The 14,349-nt window shown below is 65.7% G+C and carries 17 protein-coding genes and 1 pseudogene; 12 read left to right on the forward strand and 6 right to left on the reverse strand.

Annotation, left to right across the window (positions count from 1 at the left end; translation table 11 throughout):
• Positions 1–116: 116 nt before the first annotated feature.
• Positions 117–689 carry a hypothetical protein gene (locus MYCSM_RS13320; protein WP_015306682.1) on the reverse strand — a complete coding sequence of 191 codons (573 nt, stop codon included), beginning with the start codon at positions 687–689 and terminating at the stop codon, positions 117–119.
• Positions 690–712: 23 nt separating this feature from the next.
• Between MYCSM_RS13320 and MYCSM_RS13325 the strand changes: the two genes are divergently transcribed.
• Positions 713–1,555, forward strand: a complete 843-nt coding sequence (locus MYCSM_RS13325) for a DUF3097 domain-containing protein (RefSeq protein WP_015306683.1) — start codon at positions 713–715, stop codon at positions 1,553–1,555.
• Here the strand turns inward: MYCSM_RS13325 and MYCSM_RS13330 are convergent.
• Positions 1,552–1,947, reverse strand: coding sequence for a cupin domain-containing protein (locus MYCSM_RS13330; protein ID WP_015306684.1), 396 nt, complete (start codon positions 1,945–1,947; stop codon positions 1,552–1,554). The genes MYCSM_RS13325 and MYCSM_RS13330 overlap by 4 nt on opposite strands.
• A 40-nt stretch (positions 1,948–1,987) precedes the next feature.
• Here MYCSM_RS13330 and MYCSM_RS13335 point away from each other — a divergent pair, with 40 nt between their 5' ends.
• The 6 genes and pseudogenes from MYCSM_RS13335 to MYCSM_RS39050 all read left to right on the forward strand — a co-directional run bounded on the left by MYCSM_RS13335 (position 1,988) and on the right by MYCSM_RS39050 (position 5,687).
• On the forward strand, positions 1,988–3,316 hold the full coding sequence (locus tag MYCSM_RS13335) for a replication-associated recombination protein A (protein ID WP_015306685.1): 1,329 nt from the start codon (positions 1,988–1,990) through the stop codon (positions 3,314–3,316).
• A 93-nt stretch (positions 3,317–3,409) separates the two neighbouring features.
• On the forward strand, positions 3,410–4,282 hold the full coding sequence (locus tag MYCSM_RS13340) for a hypothetical protein (protein WP_015306686.1): 873 nt from the start codon (positions 3,410–3,412) through the stop codon (positions 4,280–4,282).
• A 196-nt stretch (positions 4,283–4,478) separates the two neighbouring features.
• Positions 4,479–4,796: an ArsR/SmtB family transcription factor gene (locus MYCSM_RS13345; protein WP_051073751.1), complete on the forward strand. Its 318-nt coding sequence runs from the start codon at positions 4,479–4,481 to the stop codon at positions 4,794–4,796.
• The gene (locus tag MYCSM_RS13350; RefSeq protein WP_015306688.1) at positions 4,793–5,266 is read left to right on the forward strand and encodes an SRPBCC family protein; all 474 of its coding nucleotides are present in this window, start codon (positions 4,793–4,795) and stop codon (positions 5,264–5,266) included. The genes MYCSM_RS13345 and MYCSM_RS13350 overlap by 4 nt, the downstream gene beginning before the upstream one ends.
• Positions 5,266–5,601: pseudogene (locus tag MYCSM_RS13355) on the forward strand (VOC family protein); the annotation flags it as partial. The gene MYCSM_RS13350 and the pseudogene MYCSM_RS13355, both read left to right, overlap by 1 nt.
• A gap of 5 nt (positions 5,602–5,606) precedes the next feature.
• Entirely contained in the window at positions 5,607–5,687 is an 81-nt protein-coding gene (locus MYCSM_RS39050; RefSeq protein WP_442928531.1) for a hypothetical protein, read from the forward strand.
• A gap of 71 nt (positions 5,688–5,758) precedes the next feature.
• Here the strand turns inward: MYCSM_RS39050 and MYCSM_RS13360 are convergent, their stop codons facing one another.
• The 3 genes from MYCSM_RS13360 to MYCSM_RS13370 all read right to left on the reverse strand — a co-directional run bounded on the left by MYCSM_RS13360 (position 5,759) and on the right by MYCSM_RS13370 (position 7,509).
• Complete coding sequence (locus tag MYCSM_RS13360; RefSeq protein ID WP_015306690.1) at positions 5,759–6,067, reverse strand: GlsB/YeaQ/YmgE family stress response membrane protein; 309 nt, start codon at positions 6,065–6,067, stop codon at positions 5,759–5,761.
• 87 nt (positions 6,068–6,154) lie between these two features.
• Positions 6,155–6,778 carry an antibiotic biosynthesis monooxygenase gene (locus MYCSM_RS13365; protein ID WP_041312011.1) on the reverse strand — a complete coding sequence of 208 codons (624 nt, stop codon included), beginning with the start codon at positions 6,776–6,778 and terminating at the stop codon, positions 6,155–6,157.
• 107 nt (positions 6,779–6,885) lie between these two features.
• Entirely contained in the window at positions 6,886–7,509 is a 624-nt protein-coding gene (locus MYCSM_RS13370; RefSeq protein ID WP_041313966.1) for a hypothetical protein, read from the reverse strand.
• A gap of 164 nt (positions 7,510–7,673) precedes the next feature.
• On the opposite strand from MYCSM_RS13370, the gene MYCSM_RS13375 reads away from it, so the two are divergent.
• The 5 genes from MYCSM_RS13375 (at position 7,674) to MYCSM_RS13395 (ending at position 13,411) form a co-directional block, all read left to right on the forward strand.
• On the forward strand, positions 7,674–8,063 hold the full coding sequence (locus MYCSM_RS13375; protein WP_198345082.1) for a secondary thiamine-phosphate synthase enzyme YjbQ: 390 nt from the start codon (positions 7,674–7,676) through the stop codon (positions 8,061–8,063).
• A gap of 111 nt (positions 8,064–8,174) precedes the next feature.
• Entirely contained in the window at positions 8,175–10,868 is a 2,694-nt protein-coding gene (gene alaS, locus MYCSM_RS13380; protein WP_041312014.1) for an alanine--tRNA ligase, read from the forward strand.
• A gap of 3 nt (positions 10,869–10,871) precedes the next feature.
• Positions 10,872–11,387 (forward strand): Holliday junction resolvase RuvX, encoded by a 516-nt coding sequence (gene ruvX, locus MYCSM_RS13385; RefSeq protein ID WP_015306695.1) that lies wholly within the window; start codon positions 10,872–10,874, stop codon positions 11,385–11,387.
• Positions 11,380–12,630, forward strand: coding sequence for an endolytic transglycosylase MltG (locus MYCSM_RS13390; RefSeq protein ID WP_015306696.1), 1,251 nt, complete (start codon positions 11,380–11,382; stop codon positions 12,628–12,630). The genes ruvX and MYCSM_RS13390 overlap by 8 nt, the downstream gene beginning before the upstream one ends.
• Entirely contained in the window at positions 12,608–13,411 is an 804-nt protein-coding gene (locus MYCSM_RS13395; protein ID WP_015306697.1) for a shikimate dehydrogenase, read from the forward strand. Before MYCSM_RS13390 ends, MYCSM_RS13395 begins: the two co-directional genes overlap by 23 nt.
• Before the next feature lie 41 nt (positions 13,412–13,452).
• Here the strand turns inward: MYCSM_RS13395 and MYCSM_RS13400 are convergent, their stop codons facing one another.
• On the reverse strand, positions 13,453–14,340 hold the full coding sequence (locus MYCSM_RS13400) for an EamA family transporter (protein WP_051073752.1): 888 nt from the start codon (positions 14,338–14,340) through the stop codon (positions 13,453–13,455).
• Positions 14,341–14,349: the final 9 nt, after the last annotated feature.

Consider the following 14,349-nt stretch of genomic DNA (forward strand, 5'->3'; position numbering starts at 1 on the left):
AGCGACCGTGTCTGTACGTCGACACGCCGGAGATTGGTGTGCAAATGCGGTCGCTCGCAGTGATGACGGGAAAAGACGGGAACGACCGTCAACCTGACCATGGGCAGCCTCGACGACTAACGCTTCAGGAAAGCCTTTCCGCGCGGCGACAGCCGATAACCCACGTCGAGGCTGATCGTCAGGCCTAACCCTTTGAGCTGCCGCACACGACGCTTGAAGCGGGGCACGTCCAGCCCGACGCGCGCGGCCAGGTCAGGCGCGCGCACTGCCTCGTTGGCCGCGATCATCTCCAGATACTGTCGCGTCCAAGCGGATTCGGCCGCCGCATCCCAGCGGGCCAGTCGGGCGGAGATCGCATCGACGTCCGCCGCCGACAACCGATCATCGGCGGCCAGCTTCGGCCGCTCGTCGGGCGCCAGGTACGACACCGTGATCAGATAGGTGTGCTTGGCTGGGCGGCGGTCCAGATCCTTCTGCGCGGACTTCGCATCCGGATAGCCCGCGGCCCGCGCCTGCGCGGCGGTCACGCGATAGCCGCCTGGGCGTTCGGCGACGTCGTCGACGCGGATGGTGCCCGCCACGGTGCGTTGGGTACCGCCGGCTTTGGCGCGAGGCGCGTCCCACCGCCGCAGGACGAGTGTGATGTCACCGTTAGCAATGCCTTCGGCCGTGTCGCGATTGAGCAGCACGGCTGTGACCCTACGATCACCCGGTGGCTGACCGCTATGGCTCCGATGTTCTCGCCAACAACCCGAACAGGAAACCCCGCTCGACCGAACAACCTTTGGAAATGGGCATGGTCGTCGAGGACGCACAGACGGGTTATGTCGGCGCGGTGGTGCGCGTCGAATACGGCCGGATGGAGCTCGAGGACCGCAACGGGCGGCGCAAGCCGTTCCCGATCGGGCCGGGCTATCTGATCGACGGGAAACCGGTGATCCTCACCGCGCCAAAGCGTTCGGCGCCGACGACTCCGGCGCGCACCGCGTCCGGGTCGGTAGCGGTGCAGGCCAAGGCGAGAGTCGCGCTGGCCAGCCGGATTTACGTCGAGGGGCGCCACGACGCCGAACTGGTCGAGCAGGTGTGGGGCGACGACCTTCGCGTCGAGGGCGTGGTGGTCGAATACCTCGGCGGCGTCGACGATCTCGTCGGCATCGTCGAGGAATTTCGGCCCGCCCCCGGCCGCCGCCTCGGCGTGCTCGTCGACCATCTGGTGGCCGGCTCGAAGGAGTCGCGCATCGCCAGCCAGGTTCAGCAAGCGGTGCGGCGCGGCCAGGGCGGCGAGCACACCCTGGTCGTCGGTCACCCGTTCATCGACATCTGGCAGGCCGTCAAGCCGGCGCGTGTTGGTATCTCGTCGTGGCCGGTGGTGCCGCGCGACACCGACTGGAAGCACGGCGTGTGCCAGGCGCTCGGCTGGCCGCACAGCGAACAGGCCGACATCGCGCGGGCGTGGCAACGGATCAGGAGTCGGGTGCGCGACTGGAACGACCTCGAGCCCGCGCTGATCGGTCGGGTCGAAGAGCTGATCGACTTCGTGACCGCCGGCGCTTAGCTCAGCGCGTGGCCTGTCGTGCTGTCGATATGGTCCGGTATGTCGCCTTCGTGTCGATCGCCGGTAGTCGAGGTTCCGCGAGGCTCGAACATCAGGATGGAGCCGCCCGGCGACGACGGCTTGTGCTCAGTACCCTTTGGCACGACGTAGGTGTCGCCCTTGCGCAGCACGACGGCCGACTCATTCCCGTCGCCGTCCCGCACCGCGACGTGGAACTCGCCATCGAGGACGAGGAAGAACTCGTCGGTGTCCTCGTGAACATGCCAAAGGTGCTCACCTTTGGCATGGGCGACCCGAACGTCGTACTCATTCACCTTGGCGACGATTCGCGGACTGTAGATGTCATCGAACGACGCGAGCGCCTTGGCCAGATTGATCGGTTTGGCTGTCACGATTCGAGAGTATGTCCGCTTGCCGTGGTATTCCTGAACGGTGTCCGACGGTCTGTTTGACGTCCCCGGCGAGCCGAGCGCTCGCGCGGGCGGACCCGTCGGCGCGTCGGCTCCGCTGGCGGTGAAGATGCGACCGGCCAGCCTCGACGAGGTGGTCGGCCAGGATCACCTGCTCAAGCCGAACTCCCCGCTGCGTCGACTCGTCGAGGGCTCGGGCGCAGCGTCGGTCATCTTGTACGGTCCGCCGGGCACCGGAAAGACCACGCTGGCGTCATTGATTTCGCAGGCCACCGGACGTCGGTTCGAGGCGCTGTCGGCGCTGTCGGCAGGCGTCAAGGAGGTCCGCGCCGTCATCGATATCGCGCGCCGCGCCGCCGTGCATGGTGAGCAGACGGTGTTGTTCATCGATGAGGTGCACCGGTTCTCCAAGACTCAGCAGGATGCGTTGCTCTCGGCCGTCGAGAATCGCATCGTGTTGCTTGTGGCGGCCACCACTGAGAATCCGTCGTTCTCCGTCGTCGCGCCGCTGCTGTCGCGGTCGCTGATCCTGCAACTGCAACCGCTCGACGCCGACGCCGTCAGGACGGTGGTCCGCCGCGCCATCGACGACCCTCGCGGCCTCGGCGGGCGGTTGGACGTCACCGAGGAGGCCGTCGATCTGCTGGTGCAACTCGCCGCGGGTGACGCGCGGCGAGCGCTGACCGCGCTGGAGGTGGCCTCCGAAACAGGCGAGCAGGTGACGGTCGCGACCATCGAGCAATCGCTGGACAAGGCCGCCGTGCGATATGACCGCGACGGCGACCAGCACTACGACGTGGTCAGCGCCTTCATCAAGTCGGTGCGCGGCTCCGACGTCGACGCGGCCCTGCATTACCTAGCGCGGATGCTGGTGGCGGGGGAGGACCCGCGGTTCGTCGCCCGTCGGCTGATGATCCTGGCCAGTGAGGACATCGGGATGGCCGACCCGACTGCGCTGCAGACCGCCGTCGCGGCGGCGCAGACCGTGCAGCTGATCGGCATGCCGGAGGCACAACTGACGCTGGCCCACGCCACCGTGCACCTCGCGACCGCTCCGAAATCCAATGCGGTGACAACGGCGCTGGGCGCCGCGATGGGCGACATTCGCGAGGGCAAGGCCGGATTGGTGCCCGCGCATCTGCGCGACGGCCATTACTCCGGCGCGGCAAAGCTCGGCAACGCCATCGGCTACAAGTACAGCCATGACGACCCGGATGGTGTTGTGCCGCAACAGTATCCGCCCGACGAACTGGTCGGTGTCGACTACTATCAGCCGACCACCCACGGCGCCGAACGGGAGATTGCGACCCGGTTGGACAAGCTGCGGGCCATCATTCGCAAGAAGCGCTGATGAATTGAGCCTGTAGTTACCGAGGCGTCTACTCGCACAACCTCTCGGTAACTGCAGGCTCAACTTGTCGGTGCCCTTTGTGAGCATGCTGGCATGAGGAAGCTCATCGTCGGCAGCCAGGCACTAGCGAGTGGTGCGGTGACTGAACATGACTTGCGTCGTTGGTACGACCGGATGTTCCGGGACATCTACTGGCCCAAAGGCTGTGAGCCGACACTGTTGGACCGCATCGACGGTGCTTGGCTCCGTTCGGGCCGGAAAGGGGTGGTGGCCGGCGTGGCTGCCTCGGCTCTCCACGGAGCGCAGTGGGTCGACCACGACATACCGGTCGAGCTGATCTGGGATAACACGCGACCGCCGCCGGGCATCATCGCTCGCGACGAGCGTCTCGACAATGACGAGATAACCACCGTCTCATGTATTTCCGTCACCACATCCGCTCGCACGGCGTATGACCTCGGGCGCCACTTGCCGCGAAACGACGCGATCGCGCGGTTAGACGCGCTGATGCGGGCCGCGCCGTTTTCGATGGATGAGGTCTTGGGGTTGGCGCAGCGTCACCGCCGCGCCCGCGGCCTCACGCAACTACGTGCCGCGCTCCCGCTTGTCGACGGCGGAGCTGGATCGCTGCAAGAGACGCGGTTGCGGCTTCTGTTCATCGACGCCGGGTTTCCCGGGCCAACGACTCAAATACCCGTGGTCGACGGCCGCGGGCGGCTCGTTCGCCCTGTCGACATGGGGTGGGAGGACTTTCTGGTCGCCGCCGAGTACGACGGGGAACACCACCGCACCAGCCGGAAGGCGTACGTCAAGGACATGCGGGCATTGGCGATACTCGAGCGTCTCGGCTGGATCGTGATCCGCGTAATCAAGGAGGACCGCGACGAAGACATCATCGACCGCGCATATCGAGCGTTGATCGCACGCGGTTGGGATGGGCAACTGCACCCACCGTCGAGCCTGTAGTTACCGAGGCGTCTACTCGCACCATCTCTCGGTAACTGCAGGCTCAAAGAACCCGCTTGCTTAAACGCGGCGCAATCGGCCCTTGACACCCGCCGCAGCGCCTTCTACGTTGGTAGTCAACCAACTGATTGATCAAACACAAGGTTGATAATTGGGGAGTGATGGAGATGCAGGCGCCCGGCTGGACCGCGCCTTCATGGCGCTGGCCGACCCGGTTCGGCGCGCGATGGTGGCGCGGCTGTCCCGCGGCCCGGCCACGGTCAACGAGCTGGCCGAGCCTTTCGACATCACGAAACAGGCGGTGTCCAAACACATTCAGGTGCTCGAACAGGCGGGACTGGTTACCAGAACCCGCGATGCGCAGCGCAGGCCGGTGCATCTCGACGCGGCCGCGCTGGAGCGGCTGACCGCATGGATCGACCGATACCGGCTTGACGCCGAACGCAGCTACCGCCAGCTCGACGCCGTGCTGGCGGCGATCACCGACACCCATAAGAAAGGAACCGACACATGACGAATCCACTCAACCTCAACGCCCCGGTCGACACCCTCGCCATGGAGTTCACCCGCGAGTTCGACGCTCCGGTCGAGGCGCTCTTCCGCGCCCATGCGGAGCCGGATCTGGTCAAGCAGTGGCTCGGCCCACGCGACCTCGAGATGACGATCCAACACTGGGAGTTCAAGACCGGCGGCGGCTACCGCTACGTACACAAGGCAGATCGCGGCGAGTTCGGCTTCAACGGCGTCTTCCACAAAGTCCGGGACAACGAATTCATCATCCAGACTTTCGAATTCGAGGGCGCGCCAGACATGGTGAACATCGAATTCATGTGGTTCGAAGCCCTCGGCGGTGGCCGCAGTCGACTGCGCGGCCGGTCGATCTGCCCGAACATCGAGGCCCGTGACGGCCTGCTGTCCTCGGGGATGGAGGGCGGCATGACCGAGGGTTACGAAAAGCTCGACGAGCTGCTCAAGAGGCTCTGATGGAGTGGACTCTCGAAGTCGTAGGGGTTCCGGTCGGCGATGTCGACCGGGCGATTGCGTTCTACCGCGACCAGGTGGGCTTCAATCTCGACCACGACACGCGGGCGGGTGAGCAGCGCTTCGTACAACTCACTCCGCCGGGCTCAGGTTGTTCGATAGTGCTCGCCTCGCCACCGCCGATGCCGCCAGGTTCGCTCAAGAGCCTCCAGCTCGTCGTCGCCGACGCCTATCGCGCCCGCGAGGAACTCGTCGACCGCGGAGTTGCCGCCGGTGATATCGACGTCATCGATGAACGCGATGGCGGCACGCTGTTCGGATTCGCTGATCCCGACGGCAATTCGTGGGTGGTACAGCAGATCAAGGCGCGGGCGGACATGCCCTTGCTATCGCGCTGACGCAATCCAGTGAGTCGACGTTGTAGTCCGAGCGCATGAACCCGCAAGACGATCCCGGCCGGTCGGGGGCCAGGCCGGGATCGCCGGGGGTGGGCAGCTAGCGCAATAGACCGGAACGCCTGCCGCCCATCAGGCCGGTACGCCGCCGGCCCATCAATGCAGACACGAGCGCAACGCCGAGCGCCGCGACGACGACCTGGCACAGCAGCTCCAGCCAGTCGATGCCGTTGGTGTCGGTGGGGATGCCGAGCGCGCGGGCGATCGCCGTGCCAATGAAGGCCGACACGATGCCGACGAGGATCGTCACCAGCCATCCGATCGGCTGCCTACCAGGGACCAAGAGCCGCCCCAACGCGCCGACGACGATGCCGATGAGAATGGCGGTAATTACGCCGGTGATAGTCATTGTTCCTCCAAGCTGTGTGGGCTGGAGGGGACATACCCCTGCGGCGGTGTCAATAAACGCGTGCGTCAATCTGCACGCGAGGACCAGTCAGGCCATCTCGGGCACCCGCAGGTGGGCAATTGCGAGCTCGAACTCGCCAACGTCGAGCACGTCAGCGCCCAGTTCACGGGTACGCGTGTTTCGCAGTTCTTTGGCTTGCTCCCGGTTTCGCTCCATGGCGTCGCGGCTGTCAAACGTCGTTGACGACACGGCCCGCCCCGACGCGCGGTCCATCAAGAAGCTGGAACTACAGAACCCCTCGAGCCCTTCAAGCGATGGCAGGACCGAGTCCTTGTAGAAATCCATGGCGCGGTCCGCCTGGTCGCGCGGAACCCTGATCCACGTTGTCCGCACACACGCACCGTCGACCGACTGGTGGTCGCGATGCAAGACCCCGATCTCCCACTCTTCGATCTTCTCGACCGTGCCGCCGAAGCGATCAGCCGCCTGGGCGCGCAAGTGCTTCGCCTTGTCGGCGGCGGCGTGCATCGCGTCTTCGCTTTCGTAGGCGGCGGTGATGATGCAGTCGCCGGACTCACGGTCAACCAAAAGTGAGATGCCGACGTACCCGTCGACGCTCTCGAGTTCGGGCATCACGTCATTACGCATATAGGCAATGCCCTCGTCGATAGAAGAAGTCTGCGCCTGGATTGTGGTCGAGCGTGCATACACGTCTACCCACCCCTTTGGTTCGGGGTGGCGCCCCGGTGGCGCCACCGGTCCAATCACCACGTTCCGCCGCCGAGCAGCTCCCGGCGGCGGAACCGACAAACTTTTCCTCAGACCAACTCGGGCACCCGCAGATGCGCCAAAGCCAACTCGAATTCGCCTTCGTCGAGCTCTTGAACGCCGAGTGCGCCAATCTTTTCCGCCTTGAGCGCAGTCGCCCGCTCCCGGTTGCGCTCCATCGCTTCACGGCTGTCGAACGTGACCGAGGACACGCCGACGCCCGTCGAGCGGTTGAGGATGAGGCTTGCGCTGCAGAAGCCCTCGAGGCTCTCCAAGTCGGGCAGGACGGATGTCTTGAAGTACTCGATGTTTTGCTCTGCCATGCCCGGATCGCCCTGCGCCCACGTCGCCCGCACGCATGCGCCGTCCTTCGAGCGGTGGTCGCGGTGCAGCAACCCGATTTCCCACTCTTCGATCTTCTCGACCTCGCCGCCGAAGCGCTGTGCGGCTTGGCTGCGCAGCTCCTTCGCCTTGTCGGCCGAGGCGCGCATCGCGTCCTCGGATTCCCAGGCGGTGGTGATGATGCAGCGGCCGGAATGCCGGTCGACCAGTAGTGAGATGCCGACGTAGCCCTCGATGTTCTCCAGTTCGGGCGTCAACTCATCGCGCATATAGGCAATGCCGCCGTCGATCGATGAGGTTTGCGCCTGCAATGTGGTTGTGCGTGCGTGCACGATCCACCCCCGATTGGTGTTGGGGCGGCGCCCCGGTGGCGCCACCGGACCAGTGCTCAGCTTCCTCCCGCCGAGCAGGCAATTCAATGGATATTTCCCTGTGCAAGCAGGCATATTTCGGTACGCAAACGGATGGTCCGTAGGGTGGTCTGGTGGACTCCGACGTGCTCGAAATCGACACATCGCGCCGACGGATCGTCGACCTCACCGAAGCGGTGCGCGCGTTTTGCGACGGCCACGGGGACGGCCTGTGCAACGTCTTCGTGCCGCACGCCACCGCCGGTGTCGCGATCATCGAGACGGGTGCGGGCTCGGACGACGATCTGGTCGTCACGCTTGAGCGCCTGCTGCCGCGTGATGACCGCTACCGCCACGCGCACGGTTCGCCGGGCCACGGCGCCGACCATGTGCTGCCCGCCATCGTGGCGCCTTCGGTCACGGTGCCGGTCCAGCACGGCGAACCGCTGCTTGGCACCTGGCAAAGTGTCGTGTTGGTCGATCTGAACAGGGACAATCGACAACGCCAGGTGCGGCTGAGCTTCGTCAATTCCTGAGCTCGGCACTTGGCGCCGCGCCGGTTCGTTGATTGTCAGCGCGACAATAGCGACCGGTACTGTAGTGCGGTCGAATAGTCGCAGGTAATGCAGAAAAGGGACGTAAGGAACGTGCAAACACACGAGATCAGGAAGCGCTTCCTCGATCACTTCGTGAAGGCAGGCCACACCGAGGTGCCGAGCGCCTCGGTGATCCTCGACGACCCCAACCTGCTTTTCGTCAATGCGGGCATGGTGCAGTTCGTGCCGTACTTCCTGGGGCAGCGCACCCCGCCCTACGACACGGCGACCAGCATCCAGAAATGCATCAGGACGCCGGACATCGACGAGGTCGGCATCACCACCCGGCACAACACCTTCTTCCAGATGGCGGGCAACTTCTCGTTCGGCGATTACTTCAAACGCCGCGCCATCGAGCTGGCCTGGACGCTGCTGACCAACCCCGTCGACCAGGGCGGCTACGGATTAGATCCCGAAAGACTTTGGGCCACAGTCTATTTGGACGACGACGAGGCTGTCGGCCTGTGGCAGGAGGTCGCCGGCTTACCGGCCGAGCGCATCCAGCGTCGCGGTATGGCCGACAACTACTGGTCGATGGGCATCCCCGGGCCGTGCGGTCCGTCGTCGGAGATCTACTACGACCGCGGCCCCGAGTTCGGCATCGAGGGCGGGCCCGTCGCCAATGAGGACCGCTACATCGAGATCTGGAATCTCGTCTTCATGCAGAACGAGCGCGGCGAGGGCACGAGCAAGGAGGACTTCGAGATCCTCGGCCCGTTGCCGCGCAAGAACATCGACACCGGCATGGGCGTCGAGCGGGTGGCGTTCCTGCTGCAGGGCGTGCACAACGTCTACGAGACCGACCTGCTGCGTCCCGTCATCGATACCGTGGCTGCGCGCGCCCCTCGCGGGTATGACGTCGGCAATCACGACGACGACGTCCGGTACCGGATCATCGCCGACCACACACGCACCGCGGCGATCCTGATCGGCGACGGGGTGAGCCCCGGTAACGACGGCCGCGGCTACGTGCTGCGTCGGCTGCTGCGCCGCGTGATCCGCTCGGCCAAGTTGCTCGGCATCGACGACCCGATTGTCGGTGACCTGATGGCCACGGTGCGCGACGCGATGGGGCCGTCTTATCCCGAGCTTGTCACCGACTTCGATCGGATTCACCGCATCGCGGTCGCGGAGGAGACCGCGTTCAACCGCACCCTGGCATCGGGTTCGAGGTTGTTCGACGACGCGGCCAGCGCAACCAAGGCTTCCGGCGCCACGGTGCTGTCGGGCACCGACGCCTTCACGCTGCACGACACGTACGGCTTCCCGTTGGAGTTGACGCTCGAGATGGCCGCCGAGTCCGGCCTGAGCGTCGACGAAGAAGGCTTCCGCACCCTGATGGCCGAGCAGCGCCAGCGCGCCAAGGCCGACGCGGCCGCGCGCAAGCAGGCGCACGCCGATCTGTCGGAGTACCGCGATCTGGTCGATGCGGGCCCGACGGAGTTCACCGGCTTTGACGAATTGACTTCCGAGGCAAAGATTCTCGGCATCTTCGTGGACGGCAAGCGCGTTCCTGTCGTTGCGCACAACGGTGGACCGGCGCCTGACCGCGTTGAGTTGATCCTCGACCGAACCCCCTTTTACGCGGAGTCCGGCGGTCAGATCGCCGATGAGGGCAGCGTCACCGGCGCCGGCGCGTCGAGTTCGGCCAAGGCCGCCGTCACCGACGTGCAGAAGATCGCCAAAACCCTGTGGGCTCATCGCGTCAACGTCGAGTCCGGTGAATTCGTCGAGGGTGACACCGTGGTCGCCGCCGTCGACCCGCGGTGGCGGCACGGTGCGACGCAGGGTCATTCGGGTACCCACATGGTGCATGCGGCGCTGCGACAAGTGCTGGGCCCCAACGCTGTTCAGGCGGGCTCACTGAACCGGCCGGGCTATCTGCGGTTCGACTTCAACTGGCAGGGCGCGTTGACCGAGGACCAGCGCACGCAGATCGAAGAAGTGACCAACGAGGCTGTCGAGGCCGACTACGAGGTGCACAGCTTCACCACCGAATTGGACAAGGCCAAGGCGATGGGCGCCATGGCGCTGTTCGGTGAGAACTATCCCGACGAGGTTCGCGTCGTCGAGATCGGCGGGCCGTTCTCGCTGGAGCTGTGCGGCGGTACCCACGTACACAATTCGGCGCAGATCGGTCCCGTGACGATCCTCGGCGAGTCTTCGGTCGGTTCCGGTGTGCGCCGCGTCGAGGCCTACGTCGGTCTGGACTCCTTCCGCCATCTCGCCAAGGAACGCGCATTGATGGCAGGTCTGGCGTCGACGCTGAAGGTTCCCTCCGAGGAGGTTCCGGCGCGAGTGGCCAATCTGGTCGAGCGCCTGCGGGCCGCCGAAAAGGAACTCGACAAGATGCGGCTTGCGAGTGCGCGCGCCGCCGCAGCGAATGCCGCCGCGGGAGCTGAGCAAATCGGTAAGGTGCGTGTCGTGGCGCAGCGGATGGCCGGCGGAATGTCGGCGGCGGATCTGCGCACCCTCGTCGGCGATATCAAGGGCAAGCTGGGCAGCGACCCAGCCGTTGTCGCGTTGATCGCCGAAGGTGAGAACGACAGTGTGCCGTTCGTGGTGGCGGTCAACACGGCAGCGCAGGATCTCGGCCTGAAGGCCAACGAATTGGTGAAGCAGTTGGGCGCGGCGGTAAACGGTCGTGGGGGCGGGAAAACCGATCTGGCACAGGGTTCCGGTAAGGGGGCGGCGGGCATAGACGCGGCATTGGCCGCGCTGCGCGCAGAAATAGGCCGGGAGTAGTCCGTGGTCGACACCGATGATCGTCTCCCGGATCGGCCCGGGGGCGACGATCCTGGCCGCGGCCGACGGCTCGGTGTCGACGTGGGTACGGTGCGTATCGGGGTGGCGGCCAGCGATCCGGACGGGATACTGGCCACGCCCGTGGAAACAGTGGAGCGGGACCGGCGGAACAGAGGCGGCAAACATCTGCGCCGGCTCGCGCAATTGGCCGAGGAGCTGGAGGCGGTCGAAGTGGTGGTGGGGTTGCCGCGCACCCTTGCCGACCGCTCCGGTTCGTCCGCCAGGGATGCGATCGAGCTGGCCGACCAGTTGGCCCGGCGCATCGCGCCGACGCCGGTACGGTTGTCCGACGAACGGCTGACCACAGTGGCGGCGCAGCGGTCACTTCGCGACGCCGGTATCCGCGCCAAGGGACAACGAGCGATGATCGATCAGGCTGCGGCGGTAGGGATTTTGCAGAATTGGCTGGACCAGCGGCGCGCGGCTTTGACCGCGCACGGAGAGGTCGGGGATGACTGACAACCCATGGGGCGGTCGCGATCGCGCAGAGCCCGTGGCGGTCGGACCGCCGCGACGCCGAATGAGCCGGTCGGACCGGATTCGGGAAGCGCGAGGTAAACGCAAACGGCGCTTTACCAGTGGCTTCGCGCTGGCCCTGCTGATCGTCGTCCTCGTCGGCGCGGTGTTCCTCGGCTCGAAGATGTGGCACTCGCTGTTCGGTGGAGGCAACGACTTCACCGGCAACGGCGTCAATGACGTGGTCATCCAGGTCCACGACGGCGACTCCACGACTGCGATCGGTCAGACGCTGAAAGACCACAAGGTGGTGGCCAACGTCAATACATTCGTCGAAGCCGCGAATGGTAACGCCGCCATCTCGGCCATCCAGCCCGGCTTCTACAAGGTGCGCACAGAGATACCGGCTTCCAATGCTGTTGCGCGACTTGCGGATCCGCAGAACCGAGTCGGCAAGCTGGTGATCCCCGAAGGCCGCCAACTCGACGACATTCAAGACGTGAAGACGAACGCCGTCACCGAAGGCATCTTCAGCCTGATCTCGCGGGCGACATGCGTGAACCTCGACGGCGACAGGCGCTGTGTCGCGGTGGACGATCTGAAGAAGGCCGCGGGAAGCGCTGAGCCGTCGGTGCTTTCGGTGCCAGACTGGGCTACCAATCCGGTCGCCGCACTGGGCAACGATCACCGCCGGCTGGAAGGGTTGATCGCCCCTGGCACCTGGAACATCGATCCTTCGGAGTCGGCACAACAAATCCTGTCGACGTTGGTCGCGGCCAGTGCGACGCAGTACGCGCAGGGCGGGCTGCTGGACACGGCGAAGGCGATGAACATGTCGCCGTATCAGATCCTGACCGTCGGCTCATTGATGCAGCGCGAATCCAAGCCGGATGACTTCGCGAAGGTTGCGCGGGTGATCTACAACCGGCTGCACGAGAACCGGACGCTGGAGTTCGACTCTACGGTGAACTATCCGCTGGACCGGATCGAAGTGGCCACCACCGACGCCGACCGCGCGCAGCACACGTTGTGGAATACGTATGTGCGGCCGGGCCTCCCGGCAACACCGATCTGCTCGCCGGGGCAGCCCGCGCTATCGGCGGCCGAACAGCCTGCGCCCGGGGACTGGCTGTACTTCGTCACGGTCGACATGCAGGGCACGACGCTGTTCACCCGCGACTACGAGCAGCATCTGGCGAACATCGAACTGGCCAAGCGCAACGGTGTCCTCGACTCCGCAAGGTAGTCCGCGCAAAGCTGCGGTGCTCGGGTCGCCGATTGCGCATTCGCGGTCACCGCAGCTGCATCTGGCCGCTTACCAGGCGCTGGGGCTCGACGGCTGGACGTATGACCGTATCGAATGCACCGCCGACCAATTACCAAGCCTGGTAGGGGGTTTCGGCCCGGAGTGGGTCGGCCTTTCGGTGACGATGCCCGGCAAGTTCGCGGCGCTTCGGTTCGCCGACGAACGCACCGAACGCGCCGAACTCGTCGGCTCGGCCAACACATTGGTGCGGACGGCGACGGGATGGCAGGCCGACAACACCGACATCGACGGTGTGAAGGGGGCGTTGGGGTCGGTCACCGGACGTGCGGCAGTATTGGGCTCTGGCGGTACGGCACCCGCCGTCGTCGTCGGGCTCGCAGAGCTTGGCGTGGAAGATATTTCGGTGGTCGCCCGCAATCGCGACAGGGCTGCACCGTTGCTGGCCCTCGGGCCTAGGCTCGACATCGAGATCCGCTGGATCGAACTGGGCACGCCAGTGGCGGACGTCGACGCTGTCGTCAGCACCATCCCCGCGGACGTCGCGGCCAGCTATGCCAACACCGTCGCGTCGACGCCAGTGCTGCTCGACGCGATCTACGACCCGTGGCCGACGCCGCTGGCGGCGGCGGTCGAGGCGGCGGGTGGCCGGGTCATCAGCGGACTGCAGATGCTGTTGCACCAGGCCTTCGCTCAAGTCGAGCAATTCACCGGTCTGCCCGCCCCCAAAGAGGCGATGAGGGCGGCACTGGCCGAACAGTAGGGTCGCCTGAATTGGTCGCGGCCGCAATGTCGTCACCGCCGCTAGGCGGTGATCAGCCGGGTGTCGCTGTGCGCCAAGCGGCCTCGTGCTGAGCGCACCGCACCGATGCTGGCCACGGTCACCAGCACGATCGCCGCATACCCCATCACCGCGAGGTGCTGACCAAGAATCAGCCAGCCCGCTACCGCCGCGAACACCGGGGACAGACATGTCAGTATCGCGAACGTCTCGGGTGGCAACCGGCGCAGCGAGATGAGCTCCAGCGAGTAGGGGATGACGGACGACATCACTCCGACCGTCACCCCCAGCCCCAGCACCTGCCACCGCAGCGCAGCGTCCGGATCGACCGCGAACACCGCAAATGGAGCCATGGCTACCGCACCCATGGCGGTCGCCAGCGCCAGCCCGTCGAGCCTCGGAAAATCGGCCCCCGCGCGAGCCGTGGCCAGGATGTAGCCGGCCCAGCTCACCCCTGCGCCCGCGGCGAAGCCAAGGCCAACCGGGTCGAGATGACCGACTCGGACACCGGTGAGACTGAGCAGCGCGACACCCAGCAGTGCCAACAGCGCCCACAACCATGCTGACTTGCGTCGGCTGACGATCACCGAAAGCGCAAGCGGGCCAAGGGCTTCGACGGTGACGGCCACCCCGAGGGGGACGCGCGTCAGCGAGATGTAAAAACATGCATTCATCACCACCAAAGCGGTGGCGAGGGCGATCGCGGACACCCACGCCCGGCGCGATAGCCCACGCAGTCGGGGGCGGGTCGCCACGCAGAGGACTACCCCGGCGACAAGGAGTCGCATGAACACCGCACCGACCGGGCCGAGCGCCGCGAACAGGCCGACGGCGAACGCGGCGCCAACCTCCTGGCTGATCGCGGCCGCCACCACCAGCAGCGCTGGACCAATTGGTGACCGTCGATGCACGGAACCGAC

This window comes from Mycobacterium sp. JS623 (assembly GCF_000328565.1).
Lineage (GTDB): Bacteria > Actinomycetota > Actinomycetes > Mycobacteriales > Mycobacteriaceae > Mycobacterium.

Excerpts from the sequence above, each read along its gene's own strand:
- MYCSM_RS13350 (WP_015306688.1), top strand. The coding sequence starts at position 4,793 with ATGACGAATCCACTCAACCTCAACGCCCCGGTCGACACCCTCGCCATG.
- MYCSM_RS13390 (WP_015306696.1), top strand. The coding sequence starts at position 11,380 with ATGACTGACAACCCATGGGGCGGTCGCGATCGCGCAGAGCCCGTGGCG.
- MYCSM_RS13360 (WP_015306690.1), bottom strand. The coding sequence starts at position 6,067 with ATGACTATCACCGGCGTAATTACCGCCATTCTCATCGGCATCGTCGTC.
- MYCSM_RS13340 (WP_015306686.1), top strand. The coding sequence starts at position 3,410 with ATGAGGAAGCTCATCGTCGGCAGCCAGGCACTAGCGAGTGGTGCGGTG.
- MYCSM_RS13345 (WP_051073751.1), top strand. The coding sequence starts at position 4,479 with ATGGCGCTGGCCGACCCGGTTCGGCGCGCGATGGTGGCGCGGCTGTCC.